A 23884-nucleotide genomic window follows, 5' to 3' on the forward strand; every position below is an offset into this window, starting at 1 on the left:
GGAAAAAAAGATAAAAAAAAACTAACATCAGACGAAATAGCTAAATATTATTAATTCTAACCGGATAATTAAAAGAAAAATTAAAAAATACCCAAATTATATAAATTTTCATTTTAACTTCCTGAATTGTATTATTTCGTGAATTTCGTTTGAAAACGAAAGGAGTTAAAATGAGATTAAAGAGATGGCTATGTCTAAATCTGGCTATTGTACTTTTGTTCACCCTTTTTCCGGGTCAGGCATTAGCAGCAGATTCAAAAGAAAAATCTTTAGAAAACCCTAAAGAAGAAAGCACAAATAATCTAAATGAAGAGGATCCTTTAATTAACGATCCGGAATCCTCGGTTTATCAGGGCTATGATATAGAACCTGATGTAGAAGCAGATGACGAAGTTTTAAATGGTGGAGCAAGTCTTTATCCTGATAAAAAAGCTCTTTTAATTCAGGAAAACACTCCATGGAACTCTACTGCAAACAAAACTGTACTTTCATCAGTTGTAAAATACCAGCTTCTTACACCTGCCCAGGCAGCAAAAAAAGATTTAAGCTCTTATTCAATAGTAGTATTTTCAAACGATCAAAGCTATTCAACCTATACAGCCTATACAAAGGTAAGAGCAAAGTTGGAAACCTATATTAAAAAAGGTGGAGTAGTATGCTTTGGAGCCTGTGATGCCGGATGGGCCAATGGAAAGCTTGTAGAAGATTTGCCGGGAGGAGTAACAAAGGCAAATGAAAACGACTATCGTAATAAAGTAGCTGACAAAACTCATCCTATAGTTACAGCTGCCTTATCAGATTATAACGGAATAACAGACAAAGACCTGTACAATAATTATTGTTCACACATATATTTTAATAAATCATCTTTGCCTGAAGGTACGAAAATAATCTTAAACAATTCAAATAATAAACCAACCCTTATTGAATACAAAATCGGTTCAGGAACAGTTATAGCATCAGGTCTTACCTGGGAGCATAACTATGACAGGGGAGAAAGAAACGGCTACGGACTTTTTGCTAAAAAAGTATATGATGACCTTTTCTTATATTGTATGAAACTTGCTACAGGTGGGAAAGTACCTTCAAAATCCCTTCTGGATTATGAAATTCCTTCAAATAAAGCGGGAGTTTTCCTGGGAGATTATACAACTAAAAAAGGATATTCTAATGCCACAATCACCCTATCAGACGGAACAAAGGCAGTTACAGACAAAATTGGTGTAGCATTGTTTTCAAAAGACGATGGTAATTATTCAGCAAAAGTTGATGTTAAAGGATTTCCATCAAAAAATGTAACTATTAATCTTAAAAAAGGAAAAATTACTCCATTATATATAAGTGGAAAAAAGAATGTAGACACTATAACCATAGATAAGGCCATTATCACAAAAGATAATAAAGATTATAATATTTTAACTACCCGTGTTTACTTTGATGAGAAAGATACAAAATCAGAATATTCCTACGATTTTTCATCAATAAATTTAGGCAGTAAAAAATTAAAGAAATTTGTATTGTATCAGGCTACAAATAAAATTCTGGAATTAACTTCCACAAAGGGAAAAATAAAACCTGGAGAAACATTTTCAGCAGAATCTCCTATATTTTTAAAGGTGGTATGTACAGACGACAGTCAGTCCCAAAGCTATAAAACCGGAATTTTTATGAAAGCCGCTACGGAGTTTAAGTTTTTAGAACAGTCTAAAAGTGATGAATACGGCTTTGGTATGGGAGCAAGTTTTACAATTTCCTCTAAAATTCCGGTTCTTGGGGGAACTACCATGAGCTTAGGAATCGGAGGTCTTCCAGTTACCATTACCATTACAGATAATAAAGTAAAAGTAGCTGTTGGATTTGATTCAGATATGAAATTTGGGGAAGCTGCCTGGAAAGACTATGAGAAGAAAATAGATGATTTGGCAAAAACGGCCCAAAGACTTGAAAAATTAGAATCTCTTTGTAAGCAAATGGGGGCAAAATCCGGAGCCTTTACCCTAAAAAAAGGCTGGGGTTCTCCTAAATTTAAAGTTGCAGGATACATGGAGGGTATCTATGAAGGAGGAAGCTTTAAACTCACATCAGGAAAAATTCTTGGTGGCGTAGGATTTAATTATTCCTACAATCAGCAGTTTATAGTTGGCCCTGTACCTGTATATTTTGAGGTAGGAGTAGGTTTCCAGTTAGAACTGGCTGCCCAGATTCAAAGAATTCTTACAGACTCAAAAGAAATACAGCTAAATACTCCAATAACCTTTACTCCTTCAGGAACAGTAGGAGGAGGAGCAGGAATAAATGGTGCACTTTCAGTAGGTGCAGAAGGAAAAGTATCCTTGCCTATAGAATGGGACCCAGCCAATAAACACATAAAAGTAACGGCTACCGGAAGTATGTCCTTAAAAGCTTCATTGCTATTCGTATTTAGCGCAAAGAAAGAAATTGCAAAGGGTAATTGGACAATTTGCGATAAAAGTTACGGAGAAGTTGGAAAAGCCGATCTTTTGGATGATGTGACAGATGAGTCAGTGTATCAGGCTCTTGGAATAAATCCAAATGATTATAATGAATATACCAAAGAAGACCTTTCAAAATATTCCAATGCTAAAACTGAGTGGAATAATGCCATAAACGCAAAAGAAGGGGGCGAAATATCAGAAGAAGTATTAGAAAATTATGTTTTAAATTCCAGTAAGGCAGAACTTCTTGATATACCTGGAACAGACAAAAAAATCATGGTATTCCAGTCAGCCTCATATAATAAGGTTTCCATGATGTATTCCATATTTGACGGAACTTCCTGGTCAAATCCAGAGGAAGTCTGGGAAAAAGAGGGAATTTCAGACTACAATGGACAACTTAAGTTAATTAATAATGAAATATATCTTGTATGGCAAAGGGATAAAGATATTTCAGACAAGGAAGAAAGTGATATTTCCCAACAAGAAAAGATTTCTGAAACCACTGAAGAAGAAATCAAAAATATGGCAAAAAATATAGAAATAGCCTTTGCAAAATTTGATAATAATTCAAGTAAATTTATAGACCAGAAATATGTTACAAATAACGAAGCCTATGACGGTATTCCGGAAATATTGTCAAATGGAAATACATTGACAGTTCTCTGGTTAGAAAATTCAAATGGAGATGTATTAAATCCTGCCGGTAGTTCAAAATTTGTATATTCCAGTTTAAATGGTAATGCTTTTTCAAAAGAAACTGAATATGCTTTGGTGGATACCTATGTACTTACTTCAGATGCAAAATATGTAAACGGAAACTTAAAAATCATATTTAGCGCAGATTCTGACGGAAACCTGTCTACTACAGATGATATAAATCTTTATCAGGTTTCAGATAAAAAAGTAACAGCCCTTACAGATGCCAAAAGCCAGAATAACAATGAAGAATTAGATAGTGCAGAATATATTAAATACCTAAATCCGCAGATTGTTGATGATAAGGCTTATTACAGCGCAGCTGGGACAATTTATTCCTATGACTTAAAAACAAAAGCAACAGAAAGTGTAGGTGTAGGAAGCAGTACATTTAAAGTAATAAAAGACAATAATGAAAAATATGTATTGTTCACACAGGCAAATGCATCTCAAAATCAGGATGAGTATGATGATACTGTAATAGACTCCACAAGTATTTATAAATATAAGCTTGGACAAGGCACAGTTTCAAAATGTACAAATATTTCAGGAAATCTTGAAAACTTTGACACTACAGACGGCAAATTTTTCCTTTATACTGCCTATGAAAAAGCTTCAACTGATAATCTTCAGCTTAGATATCAGACAGCTTTTGAAGGAAATGACCTTGTTTTAGAGGGTGTTAGTGCCAGCGATAATGATTTAGAAAATAATGCTCAAAAAGCATCATTAATAGTTACAAACCAGGGTGCTATACCTTCAAAGGGATTTTTAATTAAAATTAAAAACCAAAGAACCTATGATGAAAAAGAGGTTGAGATTTCTGATACTCTTGCAGTAGGAGAAACAAAAGAAATTGAATTTAATTTTGAAAGATCTCAGGATGAAGAACTGACAAATTACAGATTTGAGCTGGTTAATGAAGAAGACATGGACAGTTCAAATAATGTAAAAGAAATAACTTTAGGCTATCCTGACCTGTCATTAGATGTGGAAGAATGTTATATAAACAATGAAATAGATGTTTATGCAACAATCAACAATTTAACTCAGATACCGGCAAATGCTACCTTATCTGTTTATGAAGACTCAATTGATGGAAAATTATTCTATCAAAAGAATCTTGAGTCAGTTACAAAGGAAAATTCAAATCTGATATCCTTTAGTATAGACAGAAGCAGCATGGAAGTAACACCGGGACAGCAAAAGTTATATGTAATAAAAGTTACTACTGAAAACGAAATTGCTCAGGGTGATAATACCTATGACCTTTTAGTTCAGACAATGGCAAAAGAGGTAACTTCCATTTCCATAGAAAATGATGCTCCTGCCTTAAGCTATGATTACAGTCAGTATAAGGAAAAGAGTGTTCAGTTAAAATATGGGGTTACACCGGCAAATGCTGATGTAAAACTAAATTGGGAAAGCTCAAATGAAAAGGTGGTTTCGGTAAATCAAACCGGAAAAATAACCTTTAAAGGAAGCGGACAGGCCACAATAAAGGCAAGCGTGGATGATGCAACTTATGATGAAATTGTAATAAATTCAAAATCAATAAACAAAACTGCGCCAAAAGGCTTAAAGTCAGAATGTCTGACAAATCAGATAAATTTAAACTGGAGTGCATTAAAGTCTATATCAAATTATGAAATATACCGTGCTACTTCAAAGAACGGAAAATATGAACTTTTAAGCCGTGTGTCAGCAAAAAACTATACTGACTCAGATGTAAAACTGGGAAATAAATATTTTTACAAAATCAGAGGTTATGAATCAAGTTATGGTACATACCTTTATACTAATTTTTCTTCAATAATATCAGCAAAATGTGTTGTTGGAGTATCCCAGTACTTAAATATAAGTCAATATGATATGCATAAGTTAAGTGTTAGCTGGTATTCAGTAAACAGTGTTAATGGATATGAGTTATACCGTGCAACCTCTAAAAAAGGAAAATACAAGAAAATATTTGACGGAAACAGTACTTATTATGCAGATACAGCTGTAAGTCTGGGAAAAACGTATTATTACAAAGTAAGAGCATATGTAAATCTAAATAATAAAAAAATCTATGGTAACTTTGGTAAAGTTATGAATAGTAAACTTATTGTTACTGCACCGTATATAAATACAATAGAGGTGGCAGGAAGCAAACAGCTTTACATAAGAATCAATCCTTTAAAGGATATCACAGGTTACATAATTTATGAGGCAAAAAGCTATGATGGAACTTATAAAAAAATTGCCAAAACTAAAAATCCTTATTATTTAAGAAAAGGACTGAAAAAAGATACCTCTTATTATTACAAGGTAAAAGCTTATAAAACCATAAAGAAAAAAGATTACATCAGTGATTTTTCCTATAGCTATTATCAGGCTACTACGGGATTTAGCTATCCTTATGATATAAGCACCTGCTATAACGGAAAAGGAACACTTATAAAATTTAATAAAAATGCAGATGCCACCGGAACAGAAATTTCCTTTAGCTCCACCTGGGGTGGACCATATAAGGTTCTTACAAGGACGAAAAAATCCTCATATCTGGATAAAAAACTCAATTTTAGAAATTCCGGATATTACAAATTCCGTTCTTATAAGACTGTTAAGAAAAAGACTGTTTATTCAGATGAAAAACAGGTGTATTGTTATTCAAGTTTAAAAACAGTAGATAAAATAAAGGCAAAAAGGACTTCAGCAACTTCCATAAGCCTAAGCTGGACAAAGGTTGCCGGAGCTACAGGATATTGTATAAAAAGAAAGATTGGAAAAGACTATGAGGACACTGGATATTATGTAATAAGCTCAAATACAGGTAATACCACCAAATATGTTGATTCAGGTCTTATACCAAATACCACTTATACCTATACAATATGCCCAATAAGGGATAATTACTATGGAAATTATCTTCCAACAGCTACAGCCACAACAAGCATTGGCTCCCTTTCAAAAATTAAATCATCAGTTAATTCAAAGGGAAAAGTACTGCTTAAGTGGAAAAAGGCAAAAGATGCAAAAAGTTACACTATTTACCGCTCAACTGACAATAAAAAATTTGTCAAAGTTAAAGATCTTACTGCCAAAAGCCTTAGTTACACAGATAAGACAACAAAGTGGAATAAAACCTATTATTACAAAATAAAAGCCCATTATACCTATAATGGAATTAATTATGATAGCGGCTTTTCAAAGGTTTTAAAAGTAACTGTAAAAAAATCAAAAAAGAAATAAAATAAAATCAGGTCTGTCACCTTGAAAAATCAAGGGCGACAGACCTTTTTGCATCTTAAAATTAAATATTCAATTCTTTTTTTGTAATCCAGGTTCCGTCCTTTTTCTTAAGGGCTTCTTTAGCCTTGGACTGGGTGGTGATAATAGTTGCTTTTGTGTCATTATCTCCGATAAAATCAATGGCTGCCTCAAGTTTTGGTAAAATGGTAGCTTTATCAAATTCGTGGTTTTCAATCAGTTCTTTTGTTTTATCTGTGGTGATAAAATCAATGGCAGTCTGGTTATCTTTTCCAAAATTCTTATAAACCTTATCAGCTTTGGTAAGGATAAGAAGAACATCGGCATCTATAACATGGGCAAGTTTGGCAGCAGCGGCATCCTTTTCAATAACCGCACTGGCTCCCTTATAGGTATGTCCCTGTTTAAGAACCGGAATACCGCCTCCGCCGCAGCAGATAACAATCTGGTCTGCATCAAGTAAGGCCTTAATGGCATCCTTTTCCACAATATCAACAGGCTTTGGGGCTGCCACAATTCTTCTAAAGCTTCCATCCTCCTGCTTAGAAACATAATTTCCTTTTTTCTCTTCCACCAAAGCTTCTTCCTCAGTCATATTTCTTCCTATGAGCTTAATTGGTGAAAAAAAGGCATCATCGTAGGTGTCTACCACCACCTGAGTAAGCAAAGTGGAAACATTTTTCATAATGCCCCTTCCTAAAAGTTCACTTCTAATGGCATTTTCAAGGTCATATCCAATGTATCCCTGACTCATGGCAGAACAGATAGCCATTGGTGTAGGGGTATAATCAGGATATAATCGATAAAACTCAGACATGGCAGTGTGAATCATACCAACCTGTGGCCCGTTACTGTGGGTAATGGCAATAGCATACCCCTCCTCCACCAGGTCAACAATGGTAGCAGCAGTTTTTTTTGCTGCCTCTTGCTGTTCAGGCAGGGTAGTTCCCAGGGCATCATGTCCTAAAGCAATAACAATTTTTTTTCTCTCCATATAAAAACCTCTTGATTAAGTTATTAAAGCAATTTGCTTTTTAAAATAAAAATTATGAAAATTAAATCTTTTTTAGACAAATTAATTATCGTAAAAGCTAAAGATATTTTTATTGATTCTATAATCATATCATAGGAAAATTTCCATAACAATAAAAAAATTTTAGTAAACATCCGAAATATAATTCGGAAAACAAAACATTCAGTTAATTTATATAATTTACAGGAGGTAATAGGTACATGAGGAGTATAAGAAAAACCAAGGTAATATGTACACTGGGACCAGCATCGGCAAGCGAAGAAGTAATGACTCAACTGGTTGAATCCGGAATGGATGTTGCCAGATTCAATTTTTCCCATGGAACCCATGAATATATGAAAGAGGTTTATGACAGACTTGACTCTATCAGAAAAAAATGTGGAAAGCCTGTAGCGGCATTACTGGATACAAAAGGCCCTGAAATAAGAATAGGAACCTTTGCGGAAGGAAAAATTCAGTTAGACGAAGGACAAAATTTCACATTAACCACCAGGGAAGTCGAGGGAACAAAAGATATAGTAACTGTTTCCTATAAGGATCTGCCAAAAGATGTAGAAGTAGGTGGAACAATATTATTGGATGATGGTCTTATAGAATTAAAGATTACCTCAATAGACGATGATGATATACAATGCGTAGTAGTAAACGGTGGTCCTGTCTCAGATAGAAAAGGTGTAAATGTACCAAATGTAGAATTAAATATGCCTTATATCAGCCAGAAAGATCATGATGATATAGTTTTCGGTATCGAAACCGGCTTTGATTTTATAGCAGCCTCCTTCACCAGAACAGCGGCTGATATTTACGATATAAGAAGTATATTAAAAGAACACGGTCGCAAAGATATTGCAATTATCGCAAAAATCGAAAATCAGCAGGGCGTTGATAATATAGATGAAATTATCCAGGCAGCAGACGGAATAATGGTAGCCCGTGGGGATATGGGTGTTGAAATACCTTTAGAAGATGTTCCGGCACTTCAAAAGGTAATGATAAAAAAGACCTATACTCAGGGCAAAATAGTAATAACAGCAACCCAGATGCTTGATTCCATGATGAAAAATCCTCGTCCTACAAGAGCAGAAGCTACGGATGTTGCCAATGCTATTTATGACGGAACAAGTGCTATAATGCTCTCCGGTGAAACAGCCTCCGGAAGTTATCCTGTTCAGGCCTTAAAAACCATGGTAAGAATTGCAAAAAGAACAGAACAAGACATAAATTATGAGCAACGCTTCAGACAAAGAAAGCCGGAAACTTTAAGTGATATTACAGGGGCTATTTCCCATGCTTCCTGTATGACGGCTCACGACCTAGGAGTAGCAGCCATAATAACAGTTACAAAATCAGGATTTACTGCAAGAATGATTTCAAAATACAGACCTAGTTGTCCGATAATAGGTTGTACCACCAGTGAAGAAGCCTGGAGAAAGCTGAATATTTGCTGGGGAGTTACTCCATTACTTATAAAAGTAGAAGATGAAAGAAATACAGACCACATGTTTGATCAATCAGTGGATTTGTGTGAAGAATTGGGATTAATAGATGTTGGAGAACTTGTGGTAATAACTGCAGGCATACCTCTGGGGGTATCAGGAACCACCAACCTGGTAAAAGTTCATGTGGCAGGGCATGTTCTGATAAAGGGTATTGGAGTATCTGAATTAAAGGGAAGGGGAAGACTTTGCGTTTGTTCAAATATCAAAGATGTTCCTGACAAATTCCAAAAAGGTGATGTATTGGTAGTTCCTGTAACAAATAACTCAATAATTAAACAGATAAAAGAAGCCTCAGCAATAATTACGGAGGATAAAAGTTCAACCTCCCATGCGGCTACAGTGGGACTTACCCTGGATATTCCTGTAATAATAGGAGCCACAAATGCCACAAAAATCCTTAAAACAGGTTCAGTGGTTGAAGTAGATGCCCAAAAAGGAATAGTAATAAACGAATAATTTTTAAATAATTTAGTCAAATTACCTATGTACAAAAGAACCTGTTGTTGATATGATAAACAGGTTCTTTTAAAGTAGGTGAAAAATAATGAACGAAGAATATTTAAAAAAATACAATTACATAATAAACAAACCGGGTTTAAAAAAGGCCATAATAGTAATAAACAAAATACTTACGGCAATAGTTTATGGTGCTTATCTTTCAGCTATATTGTATCTTGCCATTTATAACAGATTTATGCTGATAAAATTTATAGTGATTCCCGGCATATCATTTTTAATAATTACAATAATCAGAAAAAAAATAAATGCTCCAAGACCTTATGAGCTCTTAGGCATAAAACCAATAATTGATAAAAATACAAAAGGACATTCCTTTCCCAGCAGACATGTATTTTCAGTATTTGTTATAGCTACGGTCTTTTTGGATTATTGTTTAATTGTGGGAATATTGTTAATAATAGACGGTATATTATTAGCCTATGTAAGAGTTATTGGAGGGGTTCATTTTACAAAAGATGTACTGGCAGGAGCCTTAAGTGGAATTGTATTTGGAAGTCTTATATTTTTAATTTAAGGCAAAAAACAAGGATCTTCGAAATTAATCGGAGGTCCTTTTTAATTTAAAATGTAATCACAAAAATAAAATAATAAAAATTTACTCTCTATTCCTCTTCTTCCAGGGTATTTTCCATAAGTCCCATATTTAAAGAATCAAAAGAAAAAGGTTTCATTTCCAAATTTGGTTTTAAGTTGTCATTTTCATCAAAATGTGCCAAAGATTTAGACAATTCCTTTAACAAATCAGGCTGGGATATGGGTTTAATCAAATATCCTACAGGGTGATAATTCATACATTTTAAAACAGTATTTTTATCCTGCTTTCCTGTCAAAAAATAAACCGGAAGACTTTTTAAATTTTCATTACGCCTGATTTCGGCTACCACATCGATTCCGGAAAGGGCCCCCCCCATATTAATATCCACAACTATTGCATCAGGATAGATTTTTGAAACAAAATCAATTGCATTTCTGCCGTTGTTAACAGCATAAACCTTATAATAGTCCTTTAAAAACTCTTTAATGCTAACTAAAAAATTAACATCATCATCTGCTATAAGTACGCTGAATCTTTTAGATTCTTTATCAATTATATGACAAATCCTATCTGTTGATATTGGTCTGTAGTAAATCTTAACAGTCCTTTCCAAATCTTCATATCCAGAGGAAAAGTCCTCCCATTCCTGGTCAGAGGCAATAACAACAACACAAGCCTCCGATAATTCCTCTGAACATATATAGTCAAAAAAAATTTTACTGAATTGTCTGACATTTGGTTCAAGGTATAATAATACAGCGTCAGGCTTAAATGAATTTTTAATCTTATCAAAAACTGTGATTCCCAATTGCACCATCATAACATCATATGATTTTGAAAGTGCCTTCTGGATGTTTTGAGTAACCAGATAGGACGAACCGATAAATAATACTTTTTTTTTCATAAAAAATCACTCCAACTTGTAAGTAATATTTAAAATATGATAACATAAATTGTAGGATAAAAAAATATACAAAAGATTAAATAATCCGAAATAATAGATAACCTGACATGATTGTCACAAAATTGACGGGAAAGGAAGTGAGATAATTGGAAAGCATAAATCGTTCAAAAATACTGGTAGTAGATGACAGCAAAGTAAACCTTATAGTTTTAAGGGGACTTTTGCAATCCTACAGTGCTGATATACTTACAGCCCTTTCAGGAAAAGAAGCAAGACAACTTCTCCTAAAGGAAGTAGTTGACCTTATTTTTCTGGATAAATTAATGCCTGAAGAAAGTGGAATTGAATGTTATAAAAAAATAAAAGAACTTCCAAATGACAACTCTAAAACACCTGTATATCTTACCTCAGCCACAGAAGAAGATGACATAAAAGAACTGGGATTTGAAGGATTTTTAAAAAAACCGGTGGAGCCGGAGGCACTTTCTGCCATATTGGAAAAATACGGGATAAAAAAGGCGGTAGACAAGATATTTAATGATAAAAAAGCGGATTTGCCTAAGATAGAAGGAATAAATACTGGGAAAGGTCTTGATAATGCCGGAATGAACGGAAAAATATACATAAAAATTTTAGAAACCTTTGGAGAAAGTTCAAAACAGGCAATCAGGGATTTAAGATATTATATAAAAACAGATGACATGGAAAATTATATTATTAAAGTACATGCCTTAAAAAGTTCCGCCTGGAATATAGGAGCCATGGAGCTTGGCAACGAATTTGAGCGTCATGAAACAGCAGGTTCTAATGAGGATTATCACTATATAAAAGTTAATTATGAGCATCTTGAGCACATGCTTATGGAAGTGTCAAAAGAGATAAATAAATATTTTGAGAATAGGAAAGAGGCTCAAAAAGATACAAAAAAGGAAATAAAAAAAATAAAAGAAGTAAAAGAAGGGTTTGTGGAAAATCAGGTGAAAGACTGCCTGCAATATATAGAGGACTTTGAAGATGAGGCGGCAGCAAAGGTTATGGTAAATTTATTACAATATAACCTTGATATATCTACCAAGGAAAAATGTCGTCAGGCTTTAGGCTTTATAAAGCAGTTTGACTATGACGCGGCAGCAGCTATTTTAACCGGACTATATAAGACAGGGGAGAATGTCTTATTGTAATAAATTCTTTTACCTGGGAAAGGAGACATTAATGAGGGAAAAATTTTCACTGGTACTGGAAGGCGGGGGGATGAGAGGCATCTACACGGCAGGTGTTTTAGACTGTCTGATGCTTCATAAAATAGTTGCAGATACCCTGGTGGGCGTTTCTGCAGGGGCTGTAAACGGAGTTAATTATCTGTCAAAACAGATTGGAAGACAAAAGGACATTATATTAAAATACACCAATGATCCAAGATATATGAGTTTCACATCTTTTTTAACAACAGGAGATTTATTTCCAAAGGATTTTTGTTATGATGAATTGCCGCATACAATAGAACCCTTTGATTATGAAACCTTTAAAAATTCCCCTACAAAAATGTTCGCAGTGGTGACAAACCTAGAAAGCGGAAAGCCGGAATATCTAAGGGTAAAGGATTTAGATAAGGATATAGATGTAATAAGGGCTTCGGCATCTTTGCCCATGGTTTCAAATAATGTAAAAATCGGAGATAATGAATATTTAGACGGTGGCATAGCAGACAGTATTCCTGTAATGAGAGCTGTAAAATGGGGCTATGAAAAGAATATAGTGGTTCTTACAAGACCAAGAGATTACAAAAAAAGCCCTTCAAAAATGCAAAATATTATAAAACTAAAATACAGAAAATATCCGGAATTTGTTAAAACTTCTGCCTTAAGATACAAAAGATACAACAAAACTTTAGAAAAAATAGAAAGCCTTGAAAGAAAAGGAATGGCCTTTGTTGTAGCACCTTCAAAACATTTTGATGTATCAAGGACAGAAAAAGATGTGGGAAAACTGGCGGATTTGTATGAGCTTGGCTATAAGGATGCCATGTCAAAAATATCAAAAATCCGGGAATATATAGCAGAGTAAAGATAATTTATACTTTTGTAATAATCCCATAGAAGTACTTTATGAGTAAGATACAAAAGAAAAAAAGCTTATTAATGTAAAATATACAAAAATTAAGTTAATATAAACATTTTCTATTGTATTTACTGAAATTGTGTTATAATAGTCACAGATTAGATTTAATTATCACAAAGAACGAGTTTTTTTAGAAAAGGGTGGACGAGAATGAAACAGGTTACAAAATTTATTAAGAAAAATTTAAAAGCTCTTTTGGCATTAGTATGTATGTTTACAACAGCATTAGTGTTTGGAATCAATACTTACGCAGCAGGAAGTGGTGAGTTTACAGATGAAAACTTCTTAACCATATTCCTTTCTGTAGTAATATTCATTGCAGTACTTGTAGCAGTTGTGGCAGTTATAGCAATGTTAGTGGCAGTTACAGGCGGTGTAGCTCAAAAGAATATTGAAGAAGATGATTAGTTGATAGTTTGTATTTTTTTTGACGGGTTACCTAGAAAAAAGGGATTGTTTTCAATCCCTTTTTTCGTGTCTTATAATAAGTCAAATTCCAAGAGCAGACTTTGCAAGCTTATCTGCCAGGTCATTATACCTGTCATTAGAGTGTCCCTTAACCTTAACAAAGCGGATATCAAGTTTATCCTTAACCTTATCGTAAAAAGCCTTATACCTAATGGTTCCTTCCTTTTTAGTCTGCCACTGGCCTGTGCACCACTTGGCGATTCCTTCATAATCATGGAAAATCTCAAGAAATTTACAGCCCTTTTTAAGGGCATAGTCCATAGCCGCCATGGAACCATGGATTTCTCCTGCCACATTTCTCATTAAAACAAGAGAAGGGTCATTAAATTTTGCATTTAAATGAATTTCTTTTTTATCATGAAAAATAACAGCACCGTAGGAAAATTCCTTTGTGTCATCCCTGTAGCTTCCATCCACATAGGCAATTGCCAACTGCTCATTACATTTTTCCAGTGGAGAACTATTTTCTAAAGTATCTTTATTTTCTGATTTCAAAGTATTATCTGATAAAGCATCTCCCATAAATTTTAAAGCATCTTCATAGGTTAAAAAACCTTTAAAAGAGGCCTGACTAAAACCTTTTATCTGTTTTTGACACTGGTCCCAGCTTTCATAAATCCCCGGTTTTCTGCCCTTTTTTACAGCATAGTATTTTTTTGCCATATATCTGCCTTTCCTTAAAAAAAATATAATTTTCTATTCCTTTCATTATGTCAGAATATTGTATTCTTTACAAACATTTTGAAGTAGTTTATAGTTTAAATTGTGGGTTTGTCCAACAGGCAAAACTCCATTTAAGAATATTAATATTTTAGATGGGAAGTAAGTAAAAATGCTAAATGAAAATGTTAATAAGGTTTCAAAAACTAATGTTTCCACAAAACAAAAAAAAGGTATCATTATTACCGGAACAATTTTTATTTTATTATTAATCATCTATTTTGCCGGCGCTTTGTTTTTTAAAAATCATTTTTTGCCGGGGATAAAGATTAATGGAAAAAATGTAATGGGTAAAAGTGCCCCTCAGGTAAAAGAAATCATTACAGATGAGGTAAATAATTATGTTTTAACCCTTAAAGAAAGAAAAGAATTGTCAGAAGAAATTAAAGGAAAAGACATAAACTTAAGTGTATCCTTTGATAATACTCTTGATAATCTTATTAAATCTCAAAATTCTTTTTCCTGGATAATTAGTATTTTTAAGAAAAACGAAAATGAAGTACCCCTTCAGATAAGCTACGATGAAGGTGCCTTGTCAAAAGTGATTGATAGTCTTGAAGCTTTTGATCCCCAAAAAGTATCTGCTCCTGTAGATGCTCATATTTCTGAATATTCAAGTAAAGACGGATATGAAATTGTCAAAGAGGATATAGGAAATGAATTAGTAAGAGAAAGCTTTGATGAAGCCGTAAAAGATGCATTGTTAAATCTTGAAACCAATATTGACCTTGATAAAAAAGGCCTTTATAAAGCACCAAATTATACAAAAGATTCAGACAAAACAAAAGAAGCAGCAGCTACCATGAATAAATATGTGTCTTCACAAATAAGCTACAGCTTTGGAAGCGCAAAAGAAGTAGTCGATTGCTCATTAATCAGCCAGTGGATTTATGCTGATGAAAATCTTGATGTACAGATAAATTCCGATGCCGTTAAAGAATATGTAAAGGGACTTAGTAACAATTATGATACAATCTTTACCACAAGAACCTTTACCTCAAGAGACGGTGAAACCAAAACCTTATCCCAGGGAGATTATGGCTGGTGGATGAATGTTCCTGCAGAAACAGAAGGTCTTATTAAAGATATAAAAACCGGAGAAACAAAGGAAAGAACCCCGGAGTATTATCAGACAGCAGATAATTACAGCGATAAAGACTGGGGAGATTCTTATGTGGAAATAAATCTTACAAAACAGCATTTATGGATATATTCTAAGGGACAGGAAGTTTTAAGCTGCGATATAGTATCAGGAAAACCGGGAAATGGTCATGCCACTCCCCCGGGAATATATGCAGTGACTTATACGGAAAGAGATGCCAGATTAGTAGGACAAAACTATGATACAAAAGTTGCCTATTGGATGCCTTTTAACGAGGATATAGGACTTCACGATGCAACCTGGCAAACTTCCTTTGGGGGAAACAGATATTTAACCCATGGTTCCCATGGCTGCATAAATATGTCCTTATCAGATGCAAAAAAAGCATTTCAGTATGTCACAAAAGGTTATGCTGTGATATTATATAAGTGATTTCTAAAGAATATTATAAAAATCTAAAAATTATTGAAAAAATATAAAGTAAAGTCAAAAAACTTAAGTTAATTGGTACCAAACGAAAAATTATGAAAGAAAACGAAAAATAGCATTTAAAAAAAACCTGATAAACGCAAATATTAACAAATTTTTCTTTTGAAAAATGTTAATATTTGTGTTTTTTTTACTATAAAAACTTAAGTTGTATGAGTTTTTTTATTGCAAAATAAAAAAAAGTGCACTATACTTTAGTAATGAAAAGTATCAGAGAACGAAAGGAGCTAGAAATGAGCCAGGAAGTTAAGAAGTTTAAGAGGGTATTGGTCGCCAATCGAGGTGAGATAGCCATCCGTGTATACAGAGCATGTGCGGAATTAGGCATCACCAGCATTGGTATTTACTCTAAAGAGGACAGATACTCTATGTTCAGAAGTAAAGCCGATGAGGCTTATCAGTTGGATCCGCAAAAAGGACCTCTTGATGCATATCTGGATATCGAAAACATTATTAAAATTGCAAAAATGAGACAGGTTGATGCTATTCATCCAGGATATGGTTTCTTATCAGAAAACCCTGCATTAGTGCGTGCGTGTGAGGAAAATGGAATAACCTTTATCGGACCGGATAAAGAAATAATGTATGCTTTAGGAGATAAGATTTCGTCAAAGAAAATGGCAGAAAAAGCCAATGTTCCGATTATACCGGGCGTAGAACATGCTATTAAGGATATTGACGAAGCAATCAGAGTAGCTGATATGATTGGATACCCTGTAATGCTTAAAGCTTCCAACGGTGGTGGTGGACGCGGAATGCGTATCATTAACAATAAAGAAGAAATGCCTAAGGAATTTCAGGAGGCAAGAGAAGAATCAAAGAAAGCCTTCGGAGATGACCTTATTTTTATAGAGAAATACTTAAAAGGACCAAAACATATAGAAGTACAGGTTTTGGGAGATAAACATGGAAATGTCGTACATCTTTTCGACAGAGACTGTTCAGTTCAAAGAAGACATCAAAAAGTTATAGAGTTTGCTCCGGCCTTTACAATTCCGGAAAAAACTAGAAAAGAGATATTTGACGCATCTGTAAGACTTTGTAAAGAAGTGGGTTACAACAGTGTAGGTACCTGCGAATTCTTAATAGATTCAGATAATAATCCGTACTTTATCGAAATGAATACCAGAATTCAGGTTGAGCATACAGTATCAGAAATGATTACAGGAATTGACCTGGTTCAGGCTCAGATATTGGTAGCTGAAGGATACACCCTTGATTCCGATGAAATCAACATCAAATCCCAGGATGATATTCATTGCAACGGCTATTCATTACAGGCTCGTGTTACTACTGAAGATCCTGCTAACAATTTCCTTCCTGATACAGGTACTATCAACCAGTATCGTTCAGGTGCCGGAAACGGAATCAGACTTGATGGTGGTACTGCATTTACCGGAGCAGAGATTTTGCCATACTATGACAGCCTTCTTGTAAAGGTTATTGCTTTTGACAGAACTTTTGAAGGTACAATAGCAAAATGTACAAGAGCCTTAAGAGAAATGCGTGTTCGTGGCGTAAAGACAAACATGGCATTTATTATGAAATTAATTAATAATCCTGTGTTTAAGTCCGGAAAATGTCATACAACATTCATCGAAGAAACTCCGTCATTATTTGATTTCACCGGTGATAATGACCGTGCAGGACAGCTTATGAACTTCATTGGTAATAAAATTGTCAATGAGAATCCTACACCAAAGGCCTTCTACGAAGACAGAAAATTACCAAAATATGATCCGGAAAGAAAGATTTATGGTGCAAGAGACGAGTTCCTTAAATTAGGAGCTGAAGGATTTTGTCAGAAAATTCTTAAAGAAGATAAATTATATGTAACAGATACATCAATGCGTGATGCACATCAGTCACTTATTGCAACTCGTATGAGAACTAAAGACCTTGCAGGATGTGCCATCGCTACAAACCAGTTTTTGGAAAACGGATTCTCAGAGGAAGCATGGGGCGGTGCTACTTTTGATACTGCCTACAGATTCTTAAAAGAGTCACCATGGCAAAGACTTGAACTTTTAAGAAAGAGAATGCCTAATACCCTTATCCAGATGTTACTTCGTGCATCAAATGCCGTTGGTTACTCAAACTATCCGGATAATGTAGTTAAAGAATTTATTAGATTATCAGGAAAGAACGGTGTGGATGTATTCCGTATTTTCGATAGTTTAAACTGGATTGAAAACATGAAAATGCCTATTGAAGAGGCATTAAAGACAGGAAAAATCGTTGAAGGTTCAATTTGCTATACCGGAGACATTACAAGCCCTGACGAAGTAAAATATACAACAGAATATTACATCAAAAAGGCAAAAGAACTTGAAGCTTTGGGATGTCATATCTTTGCAATTAAGGATATGGCAGGACTTCTTAAACCATATGCTGCAAAAGAGCTTATTACAGAACTTAAGAAAGAGCTTCATATTCCTATCCATCTTCATACTCATGACTCCACAGGAAACGGCGTAAGTACAGTACTTATGGCAGCTGAGGCAGGAGTGGATATCGTGGATTTGGCAGTAGAATCAATGTCCTCATTGACAAGCCAGCCATCAATGAACGCAGTAGTTGAAGCCTTAAAGGGAACAAAACGCGACACCGGACTTAATATGGATGATATTACAGAGTTAAGCCAGTATTATGAAAGACAGCGTAGAGTTTACAAAGGCTTTGAAAGTAATATGGTTTCACCGGCAGCAGAAATTTATAAATATGAAATTCCTGGTGGACAGTATTCAAACCTTTTAGCTCAGGTTAAAGAAATCGGTTCTGCTGATGACTTCAATGGAATCAAAGAATTATACAGACAGGCAAACAATCTTCTTGGAAATATCGTAAAGGTTACACCTTCTTCAAAGGCAGTTGGTGACTTTGCAATCTTCATGTTCAAAAACGGACTTACACAAGACAATATCTTAGAAGTTGGAAAAGATTTATCCTATCCTGCATCTGTAGTTGAGTACTTTATGGGACTTATGGGACAGCCTGAAGGTGGATTCCCTAAGGAACTTCAAAAGATCGTTCTTAAAGGACAGGAGCCACTTACCGAAAGACCTGGTAAACTTCTTGAGCCTGTTGACCTTAAGGCCATTGAAAAAATGCTTTATGAAAAATATGATCTTACAGGCTGTGACCAGAATCATGTTGATGAAAAGGTTATCAGTTATGCAATGTATCCGAAGGTATATGAGGAATACTTAGACCATGTAGAGCATTACAACGATGTACAAAGACTTGAAAGTCATGTTTACTTCTTCGGACTTCGTGAAGGTGAAGAAACAACTCTTAAAGTATTTGACGGAAAAGATATTATCATTAAATATCTTGGAAGAGGAAAAGCTGATAAAGAAGGCTATGTAACCCTTAGATTTGATGTTGACGGAATGGTTAGAGCTATCAAGATACTTGATAAGAACCTTGAAGTTAAGTCAGATAGAAAACTTAAAGCAGATAAAAACAATCCTGCACATCTTGGTTCCACAATTCCTGGTACAGTGGGAGCTGTTAAGGTTAAAGAAGGCGATAAGGTTACAGTTAATATGCCACTTCTTACAGTAGAAGCTATGAAACTTGAAACAACTGTTGTTTCCCGTGTAAACGGTACTGTTGACAAGATTTATGTTGCCCAGGGCGATAAAGTAAGTCAGGACGATTTACTTATTTCCTTTATCATCGATGAAGATGAAGAAGAGGCAAAAGAAGAAAACTAAAAAGTAGTTTCCATATAGGATTTTATTTATAGTCCCCCGCAAAATTTTGTGGGGGACTTTTTGATGAAATCTGAAAAAATAAAAAATTGGTGCATTTTGCACCAAGTAAATAAAAAAAATACAAAAAAATATTATATGTTGTTCGTTGACCTGAATTTAATGATTTTTTAAAATAATTTTATGTAAAAAATATAACATTCATGTAAATATAACCATTTATCCTCTAAGAATGCTGATAAATCAGCTTATTTTTGTAAGGGGTTACAAAAAGGGATAATTAATTACATGTACAGGTCTTATGAAATGAGAGGGGATATAAGACCGGAAAATTAGGGAGGTAATAGATAATGACACAGAAAGAGAACTACATGCGTTTTATGCATGGAGAAGAAACTGCTTACTGTCCACAGTTTGATTTTACCTGGATGGTAGGCCCGTCAGTACTCTTTAAGGACAGAAATCCTGACATGAGCGGATTTGACTTTTACGGAGTGGAATACGAAGTATCACCTGAATCAGGTGGAGGATTTATTCCTATTCCGGGAAAATTTCTCATGGATGATCTCACAAAATGGAGAGACATCGTAAAAAATCCGGATTTATCAGATGTGGACTGGGAAGCAATGGCAAAAAAAGATTGCGAACATTTAGACAGAGAAAATAATCCTGTAGTTGCAAACTTTATACCGGGCTTTTTCCAATGTCTTATAAACTTCATGGGATTTACCGAAGGACTTTGTGCCATCTTTGAAGAGCCGGAAGAGGCAAAGGCAATGATGGAATACATTACGGATTTTTATGTAATGGTGGCAGAAAAAATGATTGATTACTACAAACCGGATATGATGTGGCTTCCGGATGATGTTTGTACAGAAAGAGCACCATTTATTTCCAAGGAATCCTATGATGAAATATTCATGCCGTCCATAAAAAGATATGCAAGAGCCTTTATCGACAGAGGAATTCCTGTACAGATTCATTGTTGCGGACAATGTATGGACTTAATTGAGGGATGGGTTGATATAGGAATCACCGGATGGGATCCTGCCCAACTTTCTAACGATATAGTTGCCATTAAGAAAAAATATGGAAACAAACTTGCCATAAATGGTGCATGGGATTCTTCAGGACCTGTTGCAAGACTTGATGTTACGGAAGAAATGCTTAGAGAAGAAGTAAGAAAATGGTGTGATACTTACCTTCCACTTGGAGGCATGGGCTTTATGGGTGGAGTAATAGGAGATTTCTCCGATCCTGTAATTTTACAAAAAAATGGCTGGATTCAGGACGAATTTAAATCCTATTCACAAAAATTCTTCTCAAAAACCAATGCATAAGGAATCTGAAGTAATACCTGTTTCTGGTATATGAGAAAATATACAGTTGATTAAAATTTTTCGTATAAATATATTTTTCCATAGGGAGAAAAAACAGGCTAACCTTTCCCAAAACCAGCCTGTAATAAAAAGATAAAAAATAATGTTAAAAATGTAAAAAACAAATCACAAACCCAGGTGATTTGTCATGATAAAAAATATAAAGAGTTTTCCAAAAAATAAAAATAATTCCCAATATAAGAGCTTCTTTTACAAGGGGCTCTTTTTAATGTAAAAATTCTTCCAAAAAGCAGTTCTAAATATATTCTACAATGAATGGAATTATTATAGCGAGGATGGTGCATGGGCAAAAAGAGCAGAAAGAAAATCCCTTGATATAGACGGAATAATAATAAAAAGGGGATATCACCGTATGCTTGAGATTATAGCCATTATGGAAAATGAAAGGGAGTAGATTTTAAAAATTAACAATATTTTTATTGATTTATACATATAAGGTATTTATAATGTAAATATGGAAGAAATAAAATTTGAATGGGATGAGAACAAGAACGAGATTAATAAGGTTAAGCATAAGTTGTCTTTTGAAGAAGCAACAACTGTATTTTATGATGTTAATGCAGTACTGTTTGATGATCCTGAACATTCAAAAGACGAAAGTAGATTTTTGATTATTGGATATTCTGAGACTGCTAAACTATGTATTGTGAGCCATTGTTATAGGGATGGCGATATTATTAGATTAATATCAGCAAGAAAAGCAACTAAAAGTGAGCAATACTATTATAATGAGTACAATGGATGGGGGTGAAAGATTATGAGGGATAATTATGATATTGCTAAATTAAATCCAAGACCAAATCCTTATGTTAAAAGATTAAAGAAAACAATAACAATAAATATTGAAACGAGCGTTATTGACTACTTCAAAAGTCAGGCAGAGAGTACCGGGATACCTTATCAAACACTTATTAATTTATATTTGAGTGATTGTGTACAAAACCATAGGAAACTAAATATGACTTGGAGTTAAATATCAAATAGAGCTTCTTTTATAAGGGGCTCTTTTTAATGCAAAAAAACTCCCAAAAACGCATGAAGTATGGCAAGATAATTGTCTAAATGTTATAATTTGATTTAGTAAGGTGGGTTGGACATTTAAAAATATCCGTTAAAAAAATTTGTTGAAAATTTTGAGTACATGAGGAAGTAGCAAGGCGGATTAAGAATGTCCGTTTTACAGATTAAATTGTATAAAATATGTACACAAAAACATCAATTAAGGTAAATAATAAAGATAAAAAGAGGGGGCAGAAAAAATGATAGTAATAAGAGGTTTGGAAGAAATTGGGGATTTTTTGGAAGAAGTAAATAAAACCATGGAAGAAAATGGATTTGATACTGACTATATAGACGAAAACTGTCCATTAATTCTTTGGGATACTCAAAAAAAGGAATGGAGTGCCATAAAGGGCTTTCGCAGCGAAAAGATAAGTGGCAGTCAGTTCATTTTTAAGACAGAATTTATACCAATGGACGGCTCAGAAGTAATAAACAAAGATTCCATAGAGTCGGAGATGCAAAAAGTAGAAGAACTAATCCAAAGTGAATCAGAAGCTGCAAAAAAAACAGCAAAAATAAATAATAAAAAACCACTGTTTATTATAGGTAGCGTTGGAAAAAACGCCTATAATGTCTGGTCTTTGGAAGAAAATAAACAGATGAAAATCTGGGGTTACAAAACCTACTTAGAAGACTTTTTCTATTCCCAAAAAGAAGGAGAAGAACTGATAGATAATAAGGGAAAATATCAGGTATTTGCACCTTCAAAAGCTCTTTTACAAAAAGCAGTTTTAAATTTATTCTACAATGAATGGAAATATTACGGCGAAGGGGATGTCTGGGTAAAAAGACCGGAAAGAAAAGCCCTTGATTTAGAAGGAATCAAAGTAAAATATCCCCTTTACGAAACTGCCTTAAAATATGTAAATGACTTTTATACAACAGATCAAAAACAGGAAAACATAAAATATTCTAAACTAGAGCAAAAACTCGATCGCTTTGAAGAACTTTTGCAAAACAATATCCTGGAGGTAATAGCAAAAAGAGAGTATCAGATATTGATAGAAGCTTTAGCGATTGTGGAAAATAAAGAGGCATAGAAATAATGAGGGGCGCTCTACAGACAGCCCCTCATTATTTCATTAAAATATTAAATTATAATCGCTGTATCAATTCTATTGGAGTATATGCTGGGATTGGACTTTTCACAAAGTCTTTTACATTTCTTGTGATAATAAAGTCTACTCCAACCTTTGAAGCAGTTTGAATTTGAATTGCATCTTCAAAGTCCTTTAAATTCAGTGTAAGAGCATTTTTCACATCTTCATGGGTTAAATCTTCGAAATTAAATATCAAAGACAATTCCTTATATATAGAGTCTATTTTTTCTGGCGATAGTTCTTTTCTAAGAATGTAAACAATGTTCATAAATGTTAAAATGGAAACATAGCCCATTGCTTTTTTACTTTCACAAAGCTTCCATATGATTGCTGAATATTTATAGTGTGGCTCTCTTTTTTGAAGGACATCCAGTATAATATTTGCATCAATCAGTAATTTCATATTTTTCTTTTAAAGCTTCCTCTCTGATATTATCATAATCGTAATCCCCTTTTAGTATGCCTGTAAGTGCATCTGTAAGATAAGATACAGTTTTTTCTTTCGGAATAAGTCTTCCAACTTCCTGACCATTTTTCGTTATAATAACTTCGTTTCCATTTATAACCATCTGAAGATATTTTCCAAAGTGATTTTTCATTTCGGTAGCAGTAGCTACTTTTTCTATCATAATAATAGCCTCCTTTCAAATTGGCTAATTTAATTATAACAAAAATTAGACAAAAGTAAACCTATGAAAATTGGAAAGCTTCCCCACAACACACAAAATTCACCAATATGAGAAAAAAGTCCTATATATCCCGCTAAAAATAAATAACAATAAACTTTCTAAAACAAATGAAAAAAATCTATA

17 protein-coding genes are annotated in these 23884 nt (G+C 34.0%); 12 read left to right on the forward strand and 5 right to left on the reverse strand.

Annotated elements, in window-relative coordinates; all coding sequences use genetic code 11:
* The first annotated feature begins 170 nt into the window (after positions 1-170).
* Positions 171-6389 (forward strand): Ig-like domain-containing protein, encoded by a 6219-nt coding sequence (locus BM153_RS07915; RefSeq protein WP_092872488.1) that lies wholly within the window; start codon positions 171-173, stop codon positions 6387-6389.
* Between the two features lie 61 nt (positions 6390-6450).
* On the opposite strand, the gene arcC is transcribed toward BM153_RS07915, so the two are convergent.
* The gene (gene arcC, locus BM153_RS07920; RefSeq protein WP_092872491.1) at positions 6451-7401 is read right to left on the reverse strand and encodes a carbamate kinase; all 951 of its coding nucleotides are present in this window, start codon (positions 7399-7401) and stop codon (positions 6451-6453) included.
* 239 nt (positions 7402-7640) lie between these two features.
* Between arcC and pyk the strand changes: the two genes are divergently transcribed.
* A complete protein-coding gene (gene pyk / locus BM153_RS07925) occupies positions 7641-9395 on the forward strand; it encodes a pyruvate kinase (protein ID WP_092872493.1) in 1755 nt (584 codons plus the stop codon).
* A gap of 88 nt (positions 9396-9483) precedes the next feature.
* The gene (locus BM153_RS07930) at positions 9484-9972 is read left to right on the forward strand and encodes a phosphatase PAP2 family protein (protein WP_092872495.1); all 489 of its coding nucleotides are present in this window, start codon (positions 9484-9486) and stop codon (positions 9970-9972) included.
* A gap of 88 nt (positions 9973-10060) precedes the next feature.
* Here the strand turns inward: BM153_RS07930 and BM153_RS07935 are convergent, their stop codons facing one another.
* Positions 10061-10897, reverse strand: a complete 837-nt coding sequence (locus BM153_RS07935; RefSeq protein ID WP_092872497.1) for a response regulator — start codon at positions 10895-10897, stop codon at positions 10061-10063.
* A gap of 146 nt (positions 10898-11043) precedes the next feature.
* Here BM153_RS07935 and BM153_RS07940 point away from each other — a divergent pair, with 146 nt between their 5' ends.
* From BM153_RS07940 to BM153_RS07950, 3 genes are all read left to right on the forward strand, one after another.
* On the forward strand, positions 11044-12078 hold the full coding sequence (locus BM153_RS07940; protein ID WP_092872499.1) for a response regulator: 1035 nt from the start codon (positions 11044-11046) through the stop codon (positions 12076-12078).
* A 31-nt stretch (positions 12079-12109) separates the two neighbouring features.
* Positions 12110-12961, forward strand: coding sequence for a patatin-like phospholipase family protein (locus tag BM153_RS07945; RefSeq protein ID WP_092872501.1), 852 nt, complete (start codon positions 12110-12112; stop codon positions 12959-12961).
* 204 nt (positions 12962-13165) lie between these two features.
* Entirely contained in the window at positions 13166-13423 is a 258-nt protein-coding gene (locus tag BM153_RS07950; protein ID WP_092872503.1) for a hypothetical protein, read from the forward strand.
* Positions 13424-13504: 81 nt separating this feature from the next.
* Here the strand turns inward: BM153_RS07950 and BM153_RS07955 are convergent, their stop codons facing one another.
* Entirely contained in the window at positions 13505-14146 is a 642-nt protein-coding gene (locus BM153_RS07955) for a ribonuclease H1 domain-containing protein (RefSeq protein ID WP_092872505.1), read from the reverse strand.
* Positions 14147-14315: 169 nt separating this feature from the next.
* Here BM153_RS07955 and BM153_RS07960 point away from each other — a divergent pair, with 169 nt between their 5' ends.
* The 6 genes from BM153_RS07960 to BM153_RS07985 all read left to right on the forward strand — a co-directional run bounded on the left by BM153_RS07960 (position 14316) and on the right by BM153_RS07985 (position 23012).
* Complete coding sequence (locus BM153_RS07960) at positions 14316-15737, forward strand: L,D-transpeptidase family protein (RefSeq protein WP_092872507.1); 1422 nt, start codon at positions 14316-14318, stop codon at positions 15735-15737.
* A gap of 290 nt (positions 15738-16027) precedes the next feature.
* Entirely contained in the window at positions 16028-19513 is a 3486-nt protein-coding gene (locus BM153_RS07965; protein WP_092872509.1) for a pyruvate carboxylase, read from the forward strand.
* 347 nt (positions 19514-19860) lie between these two features.
* Complete coding sequence (locus tag BM153_RS07970) at positions 19861-20850, forward strand: uroporphyrinogen decarboxylase family protein (RefSeq protein WP_092872511.1); 990 nt, start codon at positions 19861-19863, stop codon at positions 20848-20850.
* 514 nt (positions 20851-21364) lie between these two features.
* Complete coding sequence (locus BM153_RS07975; RefSeq protein ID WP_092872513.1) at positions 21365-21661, forward strand: BrnT family toxin; 297 nt, start codon at positions 21365-21367, stop codon at positions 21659-21661.
* 6 nt (positions 21662-21667) lie between these two features.
* The gene (locus tag BM153_RS07980; RefSeq protein ID WP_092872515.1) at positions 21668-21883 is read left to right on the forward strand and encodes a CopG family antitoxin; all 216 of its coding nucleotides are present in this window, start codon (positions 21668-21670) and stop codon (positions 21881-21883) included.
* Between the two features lie 286 nt (positions 21884-22169).
* Positions 22170-23012: a hypothetical protein gene (locus BM153_RS07985; protein ID WP_092872516.1), complete on the forward strand. Its 843-nt coding sequence runs from the start codon at positions 22170-22172 to the stop codon at positions 23010-23012.
* Between the two features lie 55 nt (positions 23013-23067).
* Here BM153_RS07985 and BM153_RS07990 read toward each other — a convergent pair whose 3' ends face one another.
* Together BM153_RS07990 and BM153_RS07995 are read right to left on the reverse strand one after the other, a co-directional pair.
* Positions 23068-23475, reverse strand: a complete 408-nt coding sequence (locus BM153_RS07990) for a type II toxin-antitoxin system VapC family toxin (RefSeq protein WP_092872518.1) — start codon at positions 23473-23475, stop codon at positions 23068-23070.
* Positions 23459-23701 carry a type II toxin-antitoxin system Phd/YefM family antitoxin gene (locus BM153_RS07995; RefSeq protein ID WP_092872520.1) on the reverse strand — a complete coding sequence of 81 codons (243 nt, stop codon included), beginning with the start codon at positions 23699-23701 and terminating at the stop codon, positions 23459-23461. The genes BM153_RS07990 and BM153_RS07995 overlap by 17 nt, the downstream gene beginning before the upstream one ends.
* Between the last annotated feature and the right edge of the window lie 183 nt (positions 23702-23884).

Origin of the sequence: Acetitomaculum ruminis DSM 5522 (assembly GCF_900112085.1) — a bacterium.
In the GTDB taxonomy this organism is placed as follows: Bacteria; Bacillota; Clostridia; order Lachnospirales; family Lachnospiraceae; genus Acetitomaculum; species Acetitomaculum ruminis.

What these genes read in the sequence shown, in the direction of transcription:
- BM153_RS07915 (WP_092872488.1), top strand. Translation starts at nt 171, where the DNA reads ATGAGATTAAAGAGATGGCTATGTCTAAATCTGGCTATTGTACTTTTG.
- arcC (WP_092872491.1), bottom strand. Translation starts at nt 7,401, where the DNA reads ATGGAGAGAAAAAAAATTGTTATTGCTTTAGGACATGATGCCCTGGGA.
- pyk (WP_092872493.1), top strand. Translation starts at nt 7,641, where the DNA reads ATGAGGAGTATAAGAAAAACCAAGGTAATATGTACACTGGGACCAGCA.
- BM153_RS07930 (WP_092872495.1), top strand. Translation starts at nt 9,484, where the DNA reads ATGAACGAAGAATATTTAAAAAAATACAATTACATAATAAACAAACCG.
- BM153_RS07935 (WP_092872497.1), bottom strand. Translation starts at nt 10,897, where the DNA reads ATGAAAAAAAAAGTATTATTTATCGGTTCGTCCTATCTGGTTACTCAA.
- BM153_RS07945 (WP_092872501.1), top strand. Translation starts at nt 12,110, where the DNA reads ATGAGGGAAAAATTTTCACTGGTACTGGAAGGCGGGGGGATGAGAGGC.
- BM153_RS07950 (WP_092872503.1), top strand. Translation starts at nt 13,166, where the DNA reads ATGAAACAGGTTACAAAATTTATTAAGAAAAATTTAAAAGCTCTTTTG.
- BM153_RS07955 (WP_092872505.1), bottom strand. Translation starts at nt 14,146, where the DNA reads ATGGCAAAAAAATACTATGCTGTAAAAAAGGGCAGAAAACCGGGGATT.
- BM153_RS07960 (WP_092872507.1), top strand. Translation starts at nt 14,316, where the DNA reads ATGCTAAATGAAAATGTTAATAAGGTTTCAAAAACTAATGTTTCCACA.
- BM153_RS07965 (WP_092872509.1), top strand. Translation starts at nt 16,028, where the DNA reads ATGAGCCAGGAAGTTAAGAAGTTTAAGAGGGTATTGGTCGCCAATCGA.
- BM153_RS07970 (WP_092872511.1), top strand. Translation starts at nt 19,861, where the DNA reads ATGACACAGAAAGAGAACTACATGCGTTTTATGCATGGAGAAGAAACT.
- BM153_RS07975 (WP_092872513.1), top strand. Translation starts at nt 21,365, where the DNA reads ATGGAAGAAATAAAATTTGAATGGGATGAGAACAAGAACGAGATTAAT.
- BM153_RS07980 (WP_092872515.1), top strand. Translation starts at nt 21,668, where the DNA reads ATGAGGGATAATTATGATATTGCTAAATTAAATCCAAGACCAAATCCT.
- BM153_RS07985 (WP_092872516.1), top strand. Translation starts at nt 22,170, where the DNA reads ATGATAGTAATAAGAGGTTTGGAAGAAATTGGGGATTTTTTGGAAGAA.
- BM153_RS07990 (WP_092872518.1), bottom strand. Translation starts at nt 23,475, where the DNA reads ATGAAATTACTGATTGATGCAAATATTATACTGGATGTCCTTCAAAAA.
- BM153_RS07995 (WP_092872520.1), bottom strand. Translation starts at nt 23,701, where the DNA reads ATGATAGAAAAAGTAGCTACTGCTACCGAAATGAAAAATCACTTTGGA.